We start from the raw sequence: 16,133 nt of genomic DNA on the forward strand, positions 1-16,133 counted from the left end.
ACGGATGTTAAAACAAAAGTGGTTTATTACTCTGATTGGCGTAATCGCTCTGTCAATTCTGGTTTGGTTTGGCGGCCCTTATATTGCCATTGCCGATAACAAGTTTCTGGAAAGTGAAGTGGTGCGTCTGCTGATCATCATGGTGCTGCTGTTGGCGTGGGGCTTGAATAATCTACGTATGACCATGCAGGCCAAAGCGGGTCATGAAAAGCTTGCCAATGATTTGCAAGGCGAAAGTGCCAACAAAGATGCCTCCCAAGCCGGCGAAGTGGCGCTGCTCAGTGCCCGTTTCAAGGATGCCATAGAAACATTGCGCAGAAGCAGTAGTAACAACAGTCGCTACAGTAAAAACTACCTCTACGAACTGCCGTGGTACATCATCATCGGGCCACCGGGTACCGGTAAAACCACTGCGTTGGTCAATTCGGGATTGGATTTTCCGTTGGAAACTCGATTTGGGCGCGGTGCAATTCAAGGGGTTGGAGGAACGCGAAACTGTGATTGGTGGTTTACAGATCAGGCGGTATTGATTGATACCGCAGGTCGATACACCACTCAGGATAGCAATGCCAGTGCTGACGCGGCTGCCTGGAAAGGGTTTATCGGCCTGCTGAAAAAATACCGTAAACGCCGCCCAATTAATGGTGTGTTGGTGGCTATCAGTGTTGATGAGTTGGTGAATAAAACCGAATCGGAGCGAGTTGCCAACGTTAACGCGGTGCGGGCACGTTTGCAGGAGCTTAAAGATCAGCTTGGTGTGAACTTCCCGGTTTATCTGCTGATTACCAAGAGCGACCTGATGCCCGGTTTCAACCAGTACTTCGACATGATGGGCAAGGAGGAGCGCAGCCAGGTATGGGGTATGACCTTCCCGGATAAGCTTGAGGCCCATCAAACCTATCATCAGCTGTTTGAAGATGAGTTTGATCTGGTGGCAAAACGGCTCCACGATGGGGTTTTGGGTAAATTCCATTTTGAGCGAGATGTGCGTCGTCGTGCGGATATTCTTGGGTTTCCTTCCCGCTTCGAACAGCTGAAAACACATTTTTCTGAGTTTGTCGGACGCACATTCAGCGAGTCCCGTTTTCAGGATCACTATTTGTTGAGGGGCGTATATTTTACAAGCGGAACTCAAGAAGGCGCTGGCATGCAGCGCATTATGCAAAATATGGCAGGGCAGATGGGCTTTGCACAGGATGCACTGGTCGGTGGGCCAGCCCAGGGGAAAAGCTATTTTCTGAATAGCCTGTTTCAGAAAGTGGTGTTTCCTGAGTCTGAGCTGGCAGGAGCCAACCGCCGCTACGAAAGTAAATTACGTTGGGCCCGTAACCTGGGGTATGGGGCTACTCTGGCCGGTGCTGCCGCGACCACGGTAATGTGGTCCACCAGTTATGGCCTTAACGAATCACGGCTGAATGTGGTGCAAGAGCACCTGGAGCAATACACCCGACAGCGTGCTCAGTTGCTTGGTAATGAAATGCCTGAACAGGTAGTTCAGACCATGCAACCACTGCTTGCGCTGCGTGATGTTTATCGCCCCGATAACGACGGTTGGCAAATAGGTGCCGGGTTATATCAGGGCGATGCCTTTGCTGAACAGTCGGAAACTGAATATCAGATTGTTTTGAATCAGGAATTCTATAAGTCGTTGCAAAAGCAGTTGGCAAGCCAGATACAGCAGAATCAGGATTTGCCGGAATACCTTCACCATGCTTTGAAAGCCTATTTAATGCTGAGCCTGCCACTACGGCTGGATAAGGCCTATGTGGAAACCTGGCTGCGGGCAGACTGGCGCAATCGTTATGCCGATCAACCGGAGCAGCTGGAGGCTTTAAACCTGCATCTTACCCGCTTGTCGGAGATGGATTGGCCAGCGCTTGAGCCAGATGAGCTGTTGGTGGAAAAAAGCAGAAGAGTATTGCGCCAGGTGCCTTTGGCACAGCAAATTTATGCCTCTTTGCAAGATAAAGCGCGTCAACAGGCACCAATGGATTATCGGTTCGATAGTCAGGTTGGGCACGATATTCACTATGTGTTTGAAGGTGAATTTCTGGCGATACCCTGGCTGTATACGGTTGAGGGCTATCACGATTTCTTCAAGCCCCAGCAAGCCAATATCATAGAAGATCTGGCCGATGATAGTTGGGTAGTGGGCAGCCGTGGCGAAGACATGAGCGATATGGATCTGGCCAATGTACAGGCAGAGATAGAGAAGCGTTACCTGGACGATTACATTGGCTATTGGCGTTCAGCCTTATTCCAATTGCGTTTGCAGAACTCCTTGTCTTTAGATGAGCACGTCCGTTTGCTCAATGAAATGCTATCCGGCAGCTCACCTCTACGCAGAGTTTTGGATGAAGTGGTCGTGCACACGCAATTATCTAAACCGCTGGTTGATCCGAGCGTAATTGCCGATAACGTGGCCGGTGCGGGCAAGTTAGCGCGTATGGCCGACCCCAAGGCAGGCAAAATTGGGCGCATCGCCAGCATGGCTGGTCGTAGTCGTTTGATGCAGCTTCCTGAAAACCCAGCGACCCTCGTAGACAAGCGGTTTGAGCCCTTGCATGATTTGATGTTGGCGCAAAACGGACAAGCAGCACCGTTCGATCGCGTTACCGCGGCGTTAACCGAGCTGCAATTCTACCTGGAGGGCATCACCAGCTCCGGTTCCACCAGCCAAGGGGCTTTTGATGCAGCGGTTGCGCGTATGAGTAACGGCCGATCCGACCCGATCGGGCGCTTGAAAGTCGAAGCGCGGCACTTACCGGAACCGGTTAAACAGTGGGTAGAATCACTTACAGATCGTGCGTGGGGGCACACCTTGGGAGCGGCTCGCGGCCACATCGCAGCGGAATACGATGTCATGGTCCGGCCTTTCTATAATCGCAGTCTTGCCGGGCGCTATCCATTGGACAAGCGCGCCAATGTGGATGTGACTCTCGCGGACTTTGCCGAGTTTTTCAAGCCTGAAGGTATCGAACACCAGTTCTTTGAGAATTATCTGGCTCCATTCGTGGATACTCGCAGATCGCCATGGCGTATGGTGTCTGTGGATGGGCAGGGATTGGCCTTGAGCAAACAGACTTTGGCGCGTTTCGAACAAGCTGATCAGATTCGCAAAGTGTTCTTCTTTGACAGTGATGCACCTCAGGTCAGCTTCAAACTGCGGGCTACCTATCTAGATGCCAACATCAACCGTTTTGAACTCAGTATGCTGGGTGAGCGCCTTGAGTATCGTCACGGGCCTGCCCGTCGCAACGAGGTTACCTGGCCGTCAGAGGTCAGTCAGGATAACGTTCGCTACGTCTTTGAGGATCATTACGGTGTGCAGTTTGCAGATCAAGTGAACGGAGCCTGGGGACTGTTCCGATTGCTGGATCGATTCCCTCTTAAAAAGACGGGTTACTCGGATCGCTATCAACTTACGGTGAAAGATCAAGAGCGCAAAGCGGTCTATGAGCTGCATGCCAGTAGTGCACAAAACCCGTTTGGTCGAGATTACCTTGGTAACTTCAATTTGCCCAACAAACTATAGGGGTCAGAATGAATTTGCGTTATCAATCTGCTGCCCTGAGCCACGTAGGTAATGTACGGGAACTGAACGAAGATGCGTTTTGCGATGATACGGGCAGCGGAGTGTGGTGTGTCGCCGATGGCATGGGTGGTTATGACGCCGGAGAGGTAGCGTCAGCCATGGTGGTAAATGCCGTGACTCAGGCAGCGTCGACTCTAAATGACACTCCCACCCTGCAACAAAAAGTAGAGGCTATATCCAACGCCATCCAGTCCGTTAATGATCAACTTACCCAAGAACGAACCTTAACTGCAGACAGCTCGATGATGGGGTGCACAGTAATTGCGTTGATGACGCAAGAGCAGGAAGGTGCCTGTGTGTGGGCAGGGGATAGTCGCTTGTACCTATTGCGGGATAATGGGCTGTATCAGCTTAGTAAAGATCACAGTGTGGTGCAGGAGCTGTTGGATAAGGGCGTGATCGCCGATCAAGACATAGGTACGCATCCGCAGCGGCATGTTATTACCCGAGCTGTCGGGGCGGATGTCAGTTTGGAGCTGGATTATCTGGCCATTGACCTGCTGCCGGAGGATGTATTGTTGCTATGCAGTGATGGGTTGTATTCGGAATTGCAGCCAGATCAGATTATGTCCGTGCTCTCAGCCCCGGTTGAGTGCGAGGAGAAAGCATCCCGTTTGATCGAGGCGGTCTTGTCGGGCAATGCCAGTGATAACGTCACCGTGAATGTGATTGCAGTGGAGCAGGGATAGCCCACGGAATGAATCAACGGAATGATAAAACGGTAGTGCAGCGCCCTGCTGATGCAACACAAGTGCAGGTGTCTAATGAGGATGCGGGTAAAACCGTGGTGGCTGGCATGCCGGGCCTGGATAGTGCAGGGGCAAAAGTTGCCGCCCGCAGTGCCAGTGAAGGCATGGTGCTGAAGCAGCGTTTTGAGTTGGTGGAGCAATTGGGTTCCGGGGGGATGGGTGCCGTATTCAAAGCTCGTGATTTGCGTCAGGTTGAAGCGGGTGATGCTGATCCCTGGGTAGCAGTCAAGGTGATCAATGAATCCTTCTGCCGCCACGAGCATGCCCTGGTCAGTCTGCAGCAGGAGACTAAAAAAACCCAGCGTCTTTCTCATCCCAATATTGTCAGTGCATACGATTTTGATCGTGATGGCGATGTTGCTTTCATGACCATGGAGCTGTTGCAGGGCCAATCGTTGGATCAGTTGTTGAGAAAACATAAAACCGGGCTCAGTCAATCCAGAGCCCTGCACATTCTGCGACAGATAACCGATGCAATCATCTACGCTCATCAGCAAGGCGTTGTGCATGCGGACTTAAAGCCTGCCAATATATTCATCACTCAGACGGGGCAGGTAAAAGTGTTGGATTTCGGCATCGCGCGTGCGATATATGCAGAATCTACAGCACTGGATGTATCTTCCATTCAGGCATTTACCCCGGCCTATGCCAGTGTAAACGTATTGTGTGGCGCCAAGCCCCAGCAGCAGGATGACCTGTATGCGTTGGGCTGCATATTTTACATGCTTTTTACAGGGGAGCACCCCTATAAGCGTTGTAAAGCCACAGAGGCTGATGCAGCGATGATGAAGGTGCCGCGAATAGGCGATCTGACGCGCGCGCAATGGAAAGCATTGAGTCTGCTGTTGGCGTTCAATCCCCAGACCGATCTTACTATTGAAGGGTTCCGTCAGCGTTTCTTCGGTGAATCCTCTCGTCGCCCTCGTCAGCTTGCATTAATATCCAGTGCAGCGCTTATTCTATTGGTGACCGGTTTTTTTCTGTTGAATTGGGTTTCTCATCGGGAGCATCGAGCGGTTGAGTCGTTATTGGCTCAGCCTGACTTTAAGTCTGTGCAAAAGGGTACGTTGCGTTTAAACGAGTTTAATAAGCAGGATACGCTGGTGATTTTGCAAAGTGCCCGTGACGCGGTACTGCATAACCTTGGCAGTCAAATGCAAGGTTTAAAATCGGCAGATGATTTTCAACGTGTTAGCCAATTGTTTGATCTGCTGATGCCGTTGTACGCTGACTCTTCGGCGTTACAGGATTTGCAGAGCCAATTTAACCGTCTTCGAGATGCTTTTTTGTCGCAGCTGGCGGGTGATATTGAGCAGATAATCGAAAGTCGTGATTATCAAACCAGCCAGCCTGATTTTCAGACATTGATCTCGGATCTTCAAACAGTGGAGCCAAGCCACCCATTGTTCGAGCGCTATGATTTTAAACATCTTTTAGCCAAAGAAGCCGGTTTGGCTGTGTATCTGGGGCAGCAAGCGATGGCAGAGGCTATTGTTGCACAGGCATCGGGGTTGTTTCCCAATGAGGCCTCGCGTTTTCAGGCTATCCTCACTCGACAGGGGCAGGGCAGTTCCGTGCAAGCAGATTCACTCGGGAGCAACTCTGATTCTACCGCATGGCTTCAGGAGTATCGTGAGGCTGTCGCTTTGGCGCAACAGCAGAGGTTGGAGAGTGGCGATGATGTCAGCGAACTTATGCACAAGTTGCAGCAGGATAACCCAGCCATGTATGGCGTGCTGAAAGCCAGTTTACGTCACTTCTATCAGGATGGGGATGTTCAGGATTTGGAGTTATTGGCGTGGAAGAAGCAATGGTTGCCGGTAAGATCAACGGCGGTTGCGGTTAAACGTTATGATCCTTGTCGGGCTCAGTCTCGCTGCCGTGATCAGCTTGCACCTAATGTTCAGGGCCCTGAGTTGGTCGTTATTAAGGGGCTGCGTGCGGTGCCCGGTTTTGCTGTTAGCCGTACGGAGGTAACGATCGCGGATTATAATCACTACTGCCGAATGTTTCGGGCCTGTTCGTTGCGCGCAGGAGCGGGGCTGCCCATCACCGATATTAGCTTTCAACAGGCACAAAACTACGTCGCTTGGTTATCGAAAATGAGTGGCCACCAATATCGCATTCCTACTTTGCAGCAGTGGAAGTTGATGGCAAAAGACGACAGCGGCATTCGTGATCATAATTGTAAAGTCTACGCCGGTGGACGTTGGGTAAGGGGTGGTAGTTTGCGTTCTGCCGCTGAGGGGTATCAGAACTCATTGGGTTTGCAGAATTTGTTTGGCAACGCCGGGGAGTGGGTGCGTGATGGCAGCAATTTGCTTACCGTTGGCGGTGATGCGAGCACTGAGCTGGATGGATGCAGTGCAGCGGCAATCACCCAGGGCGCCCCTGATGGGGGCCCCTTACATGGATTTCGTGTAGTAAGAACGCTTTAGTGTGATCAGCAGGTGTCGTTTAGCCGCCTGCCGCCTTGTTACGCATTAGCATGGCGTATTCGGGATCGAAATCTGCCGGGGCTGGGATGCGCACAGTCCAGCCGTCGCCTTTGGCCACGTCCACAGTCTCACCTTTGGTGGTCTCTATGTGATTGAGTGTAAAAACATGATCGCCCGCTGGGGTCATCAACTCCAGCTGGTCACCCACGGCAAACCGGTTTTTCACGGTGATTGTCATCAGGCCTTTGCTGCGGTCGTATTCTGTAACCTCCCCTACAAACTGCTGAGTGCCGGAATTGGAGCTGTTCTCCTCGTAATTCTGAAATTCAGCTGGCAGGTGGCGACGATAGAAACCTTCCGTGTAACCGCGGTGGGCCAATCCCTCCAGTTGATCCATCAGCGTCCAGTCGAAGTCTGCCTTGTTTGCAGCATCGTCTATGGCGCGGCGGTATATCTGTGCGGTTCGAGCCACGTAAAAATGAGATTTGGTGCGGCCTTCGATTTTTAATGAGTGAATGCCCATTTCAGCGAGCCGCTTTACATGTTGCACTGCTCGCAGGTCTTTCGAGTTCATAATATAGGTACCATGCTCATCTTCATAAGCGGGCATGTATTCCCCTGGCCGGCCTTCTTCCTGCAACAGGAATATCTTATCCTGCGTGGATTGGGTTGCCATCGGGTCAAATTTTTCCACGGCGACGATATCACCTTCTGGCGTTTCTTTGGCCTCGTGGGTGTCGTATTTCCAGCGGCAGGAATTGGTGCAGGCTCCCTGATTAGAGTCTCGGTGCGTCATGTAGCCGGATAGCAGGCAGCGCCCTGAGTAGGCGATGCATAGCGCGCCATGAACGAATACTTCTAACTCCATTTCCGGTACCCGTTGACGGATTTCCTCAATTTCATTCAGAGATAATTCGCGGGATAAAATCACGCGAGATACGCCTTGCTGTTGCCAGAATTTCACGGTTGCCCAGTTGACTGCGTTTGCCTGTACAGAGAGATGCACAACCTGATCGGGCCAGTTCTCCCGCACCATCATGATCAGGCCGGGATCTGACATGATGAGGGCATCCGGTTTCATGGCTACGATCGGTTCCATATCGCGAACAAATGAGCGGATTTTGTCGTTGTGTGGTGCCAGGTTGGTGGCGAGATAGAATTGTTTGCCTAAACGGTGAGCAATGTCGATCGCTGTGGCCAGGTTTTCCTCTTTGTTAAATTCGTTGTTGCGTACCCGCAGGCTGTAGCGGGGCTGGCCTGCGTAGACTGCATCGGCGCCGTAGGCGAATGCGTAACGCATACTTTTGAGTGTCCCGGCGGGGGACAGTAATTCCGGTTTGAGCATAAATCTGATTCCAGTATCTGTTTGCAGGACAAATAGGGCGGTGGATTCTAGATTTTTTGGCGTACTAAAGTATTAATCCAGGTCAAGGTGGCGGTGGTATGTACACATATACAAAATGTTGCGCAAAAACCTGCTCAAATTGCCCGTTGGAATAACGCTGAATGCGGGTCAAACTACTGAAAAAATTAAAAATATTCTTTTATATCAATTAGATATGATTGTTGGCACAAGCCTTGATATATATCTACTGTCAGCGCAGCGCTGGCCAATAGGGGTTAATGCTACCGAATGTGTGGGCTCGGTTTCCTGCGGCGGTAGTAACCAAAAACTAGATTTTAAACGGATTTTTAAAGAGGTATCGGTCATGCCAACACCCGCGTATATGAGTATCGAAGGCGAACTTCAAGGTTTGATTACCGCTGGCAACTTCACTGAGGCAAGCGTTGGTAACATTTACCAGGAAGGTCATGAAGATCAGGTTCTGGTTGAGGCGTTCAAGCACAACATCATCCTGCCACGTGATCCACAGAGTGGTCAGCCTACTGGTCAGCGTGTTCACCAGCCAGTAACCATCACTAAAATTTTCGATAAGTGCTCTCCTTTGCTGTATTCCGCGCTGACTTCCGGTGAGCGTATGGTTGGTTGCAAAATCGAATGGTGGAGAACTTCCGCTACTGGAACTCAGGAGCATTACTTCACGATCGAGCTGGAAGACGCCATCATTGTAGACATCAAGGCTTATATGCCTAACTGTCAGGATCCTGGTCAGTCTCACTTTACTCACCTGGAAGACGTGTCCTTTACTTACCGCAAAATCACGTGGACTCACGAGATTTCCGGTACTTCCGGTCATGACGACTGGCGCGTACTTAAAGTGTAGTCCTGATCTATCAGGCACAAAAAAGCTGGCTGCCGTTATGGCGCCAGCTTTTTTTATGTCGATGCTAAACTAACGATCATCAGCCCCGATTATGTCCAGCTCATTCAAAAACAGGCAGTAATGTCCTCTATTGCGCGGTGATACAGTTTGCCGTATTCCTCTTCATCATTGTGTGATGCTTTGATGATCCACCCAAGGCTGACCGGGTTAAAGTTCTGCGCTTGGTAATTGGCGTTGTAATCGTTTTGGAACAGGTAATTGGCATTGGTGGTGCTGGAGCCGATGTGGTCATCCTGATCCCACAAACCTAATTGGGATTTCGGCGTGCCTTGCAAGGTATCTATAATATAGTGGTTTTGTTCTGGCGGCTGATAGATCAACACGCTTTTTTTGCCGTAGTTCAATATTGAGAACTGATGTGAGCCGCAGTGTTTAGGAAAGCGGTAACTGCATTGCTGCAAGGTACCCTTTTCTTTACCCCAGAAGCTGTTCTCGGTGGTATTGATTTTGTATGCCAGCGGCTGACAGTGAATTCGCGCGGTTTTCACGATCTTGTCGATTATGCCTGGGTGCCCGTACCGCACCATATGGGTGCCGGTAGTAGCGGGGCGGTTCGTGGTTCCGGTGATGCGGGTGGTTTCGCCGGGAAAATCAGGAACAGAAATGCCTCCTGTATCCAGTTGCGAGGCCTGATTGCCGAACTCTTCTTCAGCGTATTTCTGCACCTGTTTGGGTGTTTGCTGGCCGATGGAACGATACGAGCCATCGTCTATTTTGGTGTTGCTGGTACAGCCAGCCAATGTCATCAAGCTGACTATGCCTATATAGGGTAAAAAATTAAATGGTTTCTGTTCCATGACGGGTTCCAACCTCGACGTATTCCTGTATGTAGACAGAAAGCACGCAAAAGAGATTGGAATTTGCGGGAAAGTAAATCTAATTGAACAGATTTTTGTGGCTTTCGAAAAGCTGTTTTAACTCGGTCAGGTCTTCATCGACAGCGATGGGCAAGTCGTTGGTGATCAAATCCAATAATACGATGGCGTTGAGGGCAGAGTCCGTATCGGAATAGTTTTTGATGCGGGCAGCAATGTGTACATTGATTTGGTGAATGTTGATGTAGATTTTCTTCAAGGCTTCGAAGTTGAGCTTTTTGCCGTCGCGGTTATGAAGGAAATTCGAAAAAAGATAGGTTGTGCAAGCCCGGTACATGGTTTCCTCTGGAGTGGAAAACGGGTTGTGATACCAGGCCATAGGCTTGAAAAATCGAGTGTGAGGGCAGCCGCTGGTGGCCATCACCAGGCCCAACAATGAACTGAACGCCTCTTGGGCCGACGTTTCTGCCAGTACGGTTTTGTTGTCCATGGTGACTTCGGCACGGACATCGTCGTATGAGTTGCAGGCGGGCAGCTTGACGAACGGAATCAGCCGCACGGCCAACGGGCAGTACTCATGCCAGATGTCGTTCAGAGTACAGTTGGGGCATTTTTTAAAGGCGAGTTTGCACCAGTCGGGTATGTCTTCTTCAGGGGCGGCGTGCTCATAGGTATCGTCGTTCAGCTCGATGGTCTGATCGAACACATAATCCTGTGTCTTGAAAAATATTTGATAGCGGATCGACTTTTCTTCTGTGCTCATTGGGCCCCACTCCTACCTAACAGGTTAAGTGTAGCTCATGATTTCTACCTTACTGCAGTTATCTCTGTTTCAGTGCCAAAACAAATTCTGGTAGCGCAGTGGCCACCGCTGGCGAGGTGGCTGGGTGTTCTGTGCGGAAAGTGAGCGCCTGTTCTATACGGGCCTCTGGGTTGGGATGGCTGCTGAGAAACTTGGGCGGGTATTTGCCTTGTTTACGCTCCACTACATACTGGAAAAAGCTGTCAGACCACAGGGTGTGGCCATAGTAATCCTGTAGAGTCCGCAGGGCCTCTTTGTCGGCAGCGCTTTCCTGCTGGCGGGTGAAGCTTAATTGGGTCAGGGCGCTGGTGGTGCCGGCCAATTGTCCAATGCTGCCGCCGGGATCGGCCCCAACCAGGTTAGATAGGGCCATTCCTACGGTAATAGCTCGACTGTAAGCCACGATAGGGTCGCGATGTTTAATGTGCGCTATTTCGTGGGCGATAACCATGGCCAGAGCGTTTTCGTTGGGCACGTTTTCCAGCGCGCCTCGGAAGATCATAATATGGCCACCGAGGCTGGCAAAAGCGTTCACCATCGGGCCATCGAAGTAATGAATCTTTACCTTCATGTCTTGAGGCAGTGCCTGGCGCGCGGCCAGGGCGTCTGCCAGGCCTTGCAGATACCTTTCAATACGCTCATGGTCGGGTCGATCCCTGCTTTCCATCAGCTTGTTGATGGACTTATCAAGCAGGCGGGCTTCCCAAGAATACGGAATATGCTGAGCCAACGCTCCGGCCAGATAGGACAAAGAGAGAATGGTGATCAGTATCAGCGCCACAAGTCCGGTGAACAGCCAAGCGAACTCCTTAAGTGGATGAACGGGCGTAATATTGGAGCCTTCAGGTATGCGTGGATTTTCGTATTCCATGATCAGCGCGTCAGAGCAGTGCCGTAGGCAATGACTTCCACACAGCCCATACTGTTTTGAATGCCCTGAGAAATGGGGGAAGTTTCGGTTTTAACGTTGATAATCATATCGGCTCCCTGGGCCTTTGCTGCCTCCTTCATGCGCAGGAGTGCTTCCCGCCGGGCTCGCTCCAGCAGTGACTCATAAGAGGTCACCGGGCCACCAAACAGGTTGCGTAGGCTGGCTACAAACCGTTTAAAGTAGTCTACCGATATCACCACGCTACCGGTTACCAGTGTGGTGCTTGCAGGGATGCTATCCGGTGGGCAGTAGCGAGTACTGAAGATCAGGATATTCTGCAGGCTTCGCTCGCGCTTGCGGATAGACTTAAAGTGGCGAGTTTCCGCCAGGCGCCCAAACGTGTATCCCAACACCATCAATACAACAAATATGATCAGTTGATCCATAGCGCTATTCGCTCTCCAGCACCACGGCAGTGCCGTAGGCGAACAGCTCCGCCGCCCCTGCCGTGATCGAAGAAGTCGAAAAGCGCACATTCAGCACCGCGTTGGCACCGATGGCCGCAGCCTGTGCACACATTCGCTCGACGGCCTCGTCCCGCGCTTCTTGCAGTAACTCGGTGTAGCCTTTCAGCTCGCCGCCAAACAAATTCTTGAAATTGGCCATGATGTCGCGGCCAACATGCTTGGCTCGCACGGTATTGCCCTGAACCATTCCCAGATGCCGTGTAACACGCTTGCCTGGAATGGTCTCAATATTGGTCACCAGCATGGTGAAACGGCCTCCTGATGGCGTCAAAAAACTGAAATAAGCATGCCTGCCTGCAAATCTTTAAACAAGTGAAAAGATTTTCTGAAAAACAGGCCGGTTTTTTAACGGTCAACCGTCTCTATTTACATAAATCTGCACACTTTGACAGAAACGGAGCCTGAATGAGCCTGCTGACGGCGGAAGAAATCAGCCTATTGGCCACGCAACCCATTGCGGGGGATAACCCGGCAGGGGAGAACGTGCGTCTGGAGCTGGCATTTGAAGCGATTGAGCAGGAAATTGCCAAGCTGGATTCCTTTACGTCAGAAGACCCGGTGCGCTGGAACGATATCACGGCCACCGCTCGCCAGATCCTGCTAGAAGAGTCCAAGGACTTTCTGGTGGCTTGCTTTCTTACCCGTTCCCTATGCGAGGTGGATTTGCTCGATGGCCTAAATCAGGGCTTGCAGATCGGAAAAGGCATTGCTGATACCTTTTGGGATCATGCTTTCCCCCCCAAGAAGCGCTTGCGTGGACGCTCCCAGGCATTCGAGTGGTTAGTCGAGAAATGCCATCCCTTATTGGAAGAGTTTAACCCTGGTGCAAATGATCTGGAACGCATCAAGGCGCTTGAGATTAATTTGGGCGCATTGGATGACTTGCTGTTGGAAAAAATGGCAGAGAATGCGCCAAACATGGCAGAGTTTCGGCAAACGTTTCGCCGTATGCGCCAGGGGCTTGAAGTTGAACAGGCAAACAAGCAGCAATCCGCTGCTGCTCCGTCCGGCTCTCAGGCATCCGCAACTCAAGTAAGTCCGGAGCGGGCTACCCCCAGTATTGCCCCTGTTAGTGGGCCGGCCCAGGTTGCCAGTGATCGAGACCTGATGGCAGTGTATCGCGCCTGTCAGGAGCAGCTACGTCATGCCAGTCAACATATCGCGTCTAAAAACCCGTTAGATAGCGAGGCCTTCCGCATCAACCGTTTCATAACCTGGTTGGGCGTGAATCAGCTACCTCCGGCCATGGCTACCAAAACCCAGTTACGACCAGTATCCAAAGAGAAAATGGACGTGCTGAATGCGCTATATCAAGAGAAGCGGTGGCAGGATCTAGTGGTGGAAATCGAGCAAAGCTTGGTGAAATCACCGTTTTGGATAACCGGACAGCGCATGGTGTGTGAAGCGCTTGAGGAGTTGAATGCAGAAGGCCCTGCGGACATGGTTAAACAAAGCGTGCGGAGTTTTGTTAAGCGCTTCCCGGATGTAGTCACACTGACATTTAATGACGACACGCCCTTTGCAGATGACAAAACGCGCCAGTGGGTACAGGCCCTCGGGCAGTCCAGTGGCGGCAGCGCTGGCTCGGCGTTGGTGATCGATACCTCCGAAATCAGCAAAGACTGGGAGGACGCGTATAGACAGGCCCAGGATCTTGCTGGTGAGAAGAAAATGCGAGAAGCACTGGCGCTGTTTCAGAGTGGAGTGTCCTGTTCTACGTCGTTACGGGAACAGGCACTGTGGCGTTTTAATCAAGCGCGTTTTTGTTTCGAACAGGGCATGCAGGCGTTGGCCTTGCCATTGTTGGAAAGCCTGGATAACCAGCTCTCCCAACAGGGAGTGGAGGAGTGGGAACCCCAGGTATCAAAACGGATTCTTGAATTACTGTTGCGCTGTTATCAGCAGAATGAAGTTACAGATGACAGGAATCAAAAGATAGAAAAGCTGCATGCCCGGTTGTGCAAACTCGATCTGGCGTTGGCATTCGATCTAACCAACCATTAACCAGAAGTTAATTAACGACTAACCAGGAAAGGAAACGTTATGTCTAAAGAGGGTACGGTAGCGCCAAAAGAGCGCATTAACATCAAATATCGCTCAGAACATGGAGGGGCGCAGGAGTCAGTAGAGCTGCCCTTTAAAATGATGGTTGTGGGCGATTTTACCCAACGCGAAGATGATCGGGTTATTGAGGCACGCAAGCCCATTAATGTTGATAAAGACAACTTTAACGATGTGCTTCGCAACCAGAAAATCGGCGTGGACATGACCGTTGCAAACCGTCTGTCCGATGAAGAAGGCGCAGAGATGGGGGTCAGCCTTAAGTTTGAGTCTATGAAAGACTTTAGCCCTGAGAATGTTGCCCGCCAGGTACCAGAGCTGAAAAGCCTGCTGGAATTGCGTGAAGCTTTAGTGGCCCTAAAAGGTCCTCTTGGCAACGTGCCTGCTTTCCGCAAAGCGATTGAGAGCATTCTGGAAGACGATGAACAGCGCCAAGTTGTGCTGGGCGAACTGAAAATTGAAGGTTAATAAGTTCTACTAATCAGGAGAGTATCATGGGCAACCCCGAACGCATGGTACAAAATGGCGAAAACGCGCTGGAAGTTACCGAAGGCTCGTTGCTGGACCAAATTGTATCCCAAACCCGAATGAACCCAGGCGATGAAGGTTATGATGTCGCCAAACGTGGCGTTGGCGCTTTTATAGCCGAGCTGTTGCGTCCAGAAAACAAAGAAGAGCGCGTCAATAAAAACCTGATTGACCGAATGATTGATGAGCTGGATGTGCAGCTCAGCGCGCAAATGGATGACATCTTACATAATAAGGATTTCCAGTCCCTGGAATCTGCGTGGCGTGGCCTGAAGTTGCTGGTAGATCGCACCGATTTTAGCCAGAACATCAAAATCGAAATGTTGAATGCCTCCAAGCAGGATTTGTATGACGATTTTGAGGATGCTCCCGATATCACCAAGTCAGGACTCTACAAGCTGGCCTACACGGCGGAATATGGTCAGTTTGGTGGTGAACCGGTTGGGGCTATCATATCCAATTACGAATTCAACCCCAGCTCAGCAGACATGAAAGTGGTTCAGAATACCGCTGCCGTTGCGGCGGTTTCTCATGCACCCTTTATTGCTGCTGCAGGCCCGAAATTTTTCGGGTTGGATGAATTTGAAGGGCTACCAAACCTAAAAGAACTGAGTTCCATATTTGAAGGTCCGCAGTTCGCAAAATGGCGCAGCTTCCGCGAATCAGAGGATTCAAAATACGTTGGCCTGACCCTGCCACGCTTCTTGTTGCGTTCACCTTATCACCCGGAAGAGAACCCATCCAAAGGTTTCAACTATACCGAAACCGTAAGTGGATCCCATGAAAACTATTTGTGGGGAAACACCTCATTTGCGTTCGCAACCCGGTTAGCTGAATCGTTCGCAAACTTCCGCTGGTGCCCCAATATCATCGGGCCACAGAGCGGTGGTGCGGTCGAGGATTTGCCTGTTCATGTGTATGAGTCCATGGGTGAGCTGGAATCCAAGGTGCCTACCGAAGTTCTGATTTCTGATCGAAAGGAATTTGAACTCTCTGAGGAAGGTTTTATTCCCCTGACCATGCGTAAGGGCAGTGATAACGCGGCGTTCTTCTCCGCCAACTCCGTACAGAAGGCCAAGTATTTCGGCAACAATGAAGAAGCTAAGGCCAAGGAGCTGAATTTCCGACTCAGCACCCAGTTGCCTTATATGTTTATTGTTAACCGGTTGGCGCACTACTTGAAAGTGCTGCAACGGGAGAACATCGGCACCTGGAAAGATCGAGTTGAGCTACAGCGCGAGTTAAATCATTGGATCAGTGCCTACGTGGCCGACCAGGAGAACCCCTCTGCTGCAGTTCGCAGTCGACGACCTCTGCGCTCTGCACAAATTGTTGTGGAAGATGTGGAAGGCCAACCCGGTATTTACCGCGTAGACCTGAAAGTACGTCCCCATTTCAAGTATATGGGCGCGGATTTTGAGCTCTCGTTAGTGGGTAAGTTGGAAAAATCCTGATGATGCAG

General features: G+C 51.0%; 13 protein-coding genes. 7 read left to right on the forward strand and 6 right to left on the reverse strand.

Features of this window, described 5'->3' with window-relative positions; all coding sequences use genetic code 11:
• Positions 1 to 4 precede the first annotated feature (4 nt).
• The 3 genes from tssM to Kalk_RS18765 are packed head-to-tail and all read left to right on the forward strand — an operon-like array spanning position 5 to position 6,782.
• A complete protein-coding gene (tssM, locus tag Kalk_RS18755; RefSeq protein WP_101895710.1) occupies positions 5 to 3,535 on the forward strand; it encodes a type VI secretion system membrane subunit TssM in 3,531 nt (1,176 codons plus the stop codon).
• Between the two features lie 8 nt (positions 3,536 to 3,543).
• The gene (locus Kalk_RS18760) at positions 3,544 to 4,284 is read left to right on the forward strand and encodes a PP2C family protein-serine/threonine phosphatase (RefSeq protein ID WP_101895711.1); all 741 of its coding nucleotides are present in this window, start codon (positions 3,544 to 3,546) and stop codon (positions 4,282 to 4,284) included.
• 8 nt (positions 4,285 to 4,292) lie between these two features.
• Entirely contained in the window at positions 4,293 to 6,782 is a 2,490-nt protein-coding gene (locus Kalk_RS18765) for a bifunctional serine/threonine-protein kinase/formylglycine-generating enzyme family protein (RefSeq protein ID WP_101895712.1), read from the forward strand.
• A 19-nt stretch (positions 6,783 to 6,801) separates the two neighbouring features.
• Here Kalk_RS18765 and trhP read toward each other — a convergent pair whose 3' ends face one another.
• Entirely contained in the window at positions 6,802 to 8,127 is a 1,326-nt protein-coding gene (trhP, locus tag Kalk_RS18770) for a prephenate-dependent tRNA uridine(34) hydroxylase TrhP (protein WP_101895713.1), read from the reverse strand.
• 364 nt (positions 8,128 to 8,491) lie between these two features.
• Between trhP and Kalk_RS18775 the strand changes: the two genes are divergently transcribed.
• The gene (locus tag Kalk_RS18775) at positions 8,492 to 9,007 is read left to right on the forward strand and encodes an Hcp family type VI secretion system effector (protein WP_101896396.1); all 516 of its coding nucleotides are present in this window, start codon (positions 8,492 to 8,494) and stop codon (positions 9,005 to 9,007) included.
• A gap of 104 nt (positions 9,008 to 9,111) precedes the next feature.
• On the opposite strand, the gene Kalk_RS18780 is transcribed toward Kalk_RS18775, so the two are convergent.
• The 5 genes from Kalk_RS18780 to Kalk_RS18800 all read right to left on the reverse strand — a co-directional run bounded on the left by Kalk_RS18780 (position 9,112) and on the right by Kalk_RS18800 (position 12,353).
• A complete protein-coding gene (locus Kalk_RS18780; protein WP_101895714.1) occupies positions 9,112 to 9,864 on the reverse strand; it encodes a hypothetical protein in 753 nt (250 codons plus the stop codon).
• A 79-nt stretch (positions 9,865 to 9,943) separates the two neighbouring features.
• Positions 9,944 to 10,645 carry a DUF6901 family protein gene (locus tag Kalk_RS18785; protein ID WP_101895715.1) on the reverse strand — a complete coding sequence of 234 codons (702 nt, stop codon included), beginning with the start codon at positions 10,643 to 10,645 and terminating at the stop codon, positions 9,944 to 9,946.
• Positions 10,646 to 10,703: 58 nt separating this feature from the next.
• The gene (locus tag Kalk_RS18790) at positions 10,704 to 11,555 is read right to left on the reverse strand and encodes a M48 family metallopeptidase (RefSeq protein ID WP_101895716.1); all 852 of its coding nucleotides are present in this window, start codon (positions 11,553 to 11,555) and stop codon (positions 10,704 to 10,706) included.
• Positions 11,556 to 11,557: 2 nt separating this feature from the next.
• On the reverse strand, positions 11,558 to 12,001 hold the full coding sequence (locus Kalk_RS18795) for a YbjQ family protein (RefSeq protein ID WP_101895717.1): 444 nt from the start codon (positions 11,999 to 12,001) through the stop codon (positions 11,558 to 11,560).
• A gap of 4 nt (positions 12,002 to 12,005) precedes the next feature.
• Positions 12,006 to 12,353 carry a YbjQ family protein gene (locus Kalk_RS18800; protein ID WP_267892406.1) on the reverse strand — a complete coding sequence of 116 codons (348 nt, stop codon included), beginning with the start codon at positions 12,351 to 12,353 and terminating at the stop codon, positions 12,006 to 12,008.
• A gap of 134 nt (positions 12,354 to 12,487) precedes the next feature.
• Between Kalk_RS18800 and tssA the strand changes: the two genes are divergently transcribed.
• From tssA to tssC, 3 genes are read left to right on the forward strand one after another with little or no spacing between them, the layout of a single operon-like run.
• The gene (gene tssA, locus Kalk_RS18805; protein WP_101895719.1) at positions 12,488 to 14,086 is read left to right on the forward strand and encodes a type VI secretion system protein TssA; all 1,599 of its coding nucleotides are present in this window, start codon (positions 12,488 to 12,490) and stop codon (positions 14,084 to 14,086) included.
• A 39-nt stretch (positions 14,087 to 14,125) separates the two neighbouring features.
• Positions 14,126 to 14,611: a type VI secretion system contractile sheath small subunit gene (tssB, locus tag Kalk_RS18810; protein ID WP_101895720.1), complete on the forward strand. Its 486-nt coding sequence runs from the start codon at positions 14,126 to 14,128 to the stop codon at positions 14,609 to 14,611.
• A 44-nt stretch (positions 14,612 to 14,655) separates the two neighbouring features.
• Positions 14,656 to 16,125 carry a type VI secretion system contractile sheath large subunit gene (gene tssC / locus Kalk_RS18815; protein ID WP_101896397.1) on the forward strand — a complete coding sequence of 490 codons (1,470 nt, stop codon included), beginning with the start codon at positions 14,656 to 14,658 and terminating at the stop codon, positions 16,123 to 16,125.
• The last annotated feature ends 8 nt before the right edge of the window (positions 16,126 to 16,133 follow it).

Source organism: Ketobacter alkanivorans (assembly GCF_002863865.1).
GTDB classification, from domain to species: Bacteria; Pseudomonadota; Gammaproteobacteria; order Pseudomonadales; family Ketobacteraceae; genus Ketobacter; species Ketobacter alkanivorans.

Bases quoted from the DNA above. Each gene is read 5' to 3' on its own strand.
- Kalk_RS18760 (WP_101895711.1), top strand. From the start codon at position 3,544: ATGAATTTGCGTTATCAATCTGCTGCCCTGAGCCACGTAGGTAATGTA.
- tssM (WP_101895710.1), top strand. From the start codon at position 5: ATGTTAAAACAAAAGTGGTTTATTACTCTGATTGGCGTAATCGCTCTG.
- Kalk_RS18790 (WP_101895716.1), bottom strand. From the start codon at position 11,555: ATGGAATACGAAAATCCACGCATACCTGAAGGCTCCAATATTACGCCC.
- trhP (WP_101895713.1), bottom strand. From the start codon at position 8,127: ATGCTCAAACCGGAATTACTGTCCCCCGCCGGGACACTCAAAAGTATG.
- Kalk_RS18795 (WP_101895717.1), bottom strand. From the start codon at position 12,001: ATGGATCAACTGATCATATTTGTTGTATTGATGGTGTTGGGATACACG.
- Kalk_RS18775 (WP_101896396.1), top strand. From the start codon at position 8,492: ATGCCAACACCCGCGTATATGAGTATCGAAGGCGAACTTCAAGGTTTG.
- Kalk_RS18780 (WP_101895714.1), bottom strand. From the start codon at position 9,864: ATGGAACAGAAACCATTTAATTTTTTACCCTATATAGGCATAGTCAGC.
- Kalk_RS18785 (WP_101895715.1), bottom strand. From the start codon at position 10,645: ATGAGCACAGAAGAAAAGTCGATCCGCTATCAAATATTTTTCAAGACA.
- tssA (WP_101895719.1), top strand. From the start codon at position 12,488: ATGAGCCTGCTGACGGCGGAAGAAATCAGCCTATTGGCCACGCAACCC.
- tssB (WP_101895720.1), top strand. From the start codon at position 14,126: ATGTCTAAAGAGGGTACGGTAGCGCCAAAAGAGCGCATTAACATCAAA.
- tssC (WP_101896397.1), top strand. From the start codon at position 14,656: ATGGTACAAAATGGCGAAAACGCGCTGGAAGTTACCGAAGGCTCGTTG.
- Kalk_RS18765 (WP_101895712.1), top strand. From the start codon at position 4,293: ATGAATCAACGGAATGATAAAACGGTAGTGCAGCGCCCTGCTGATGCA.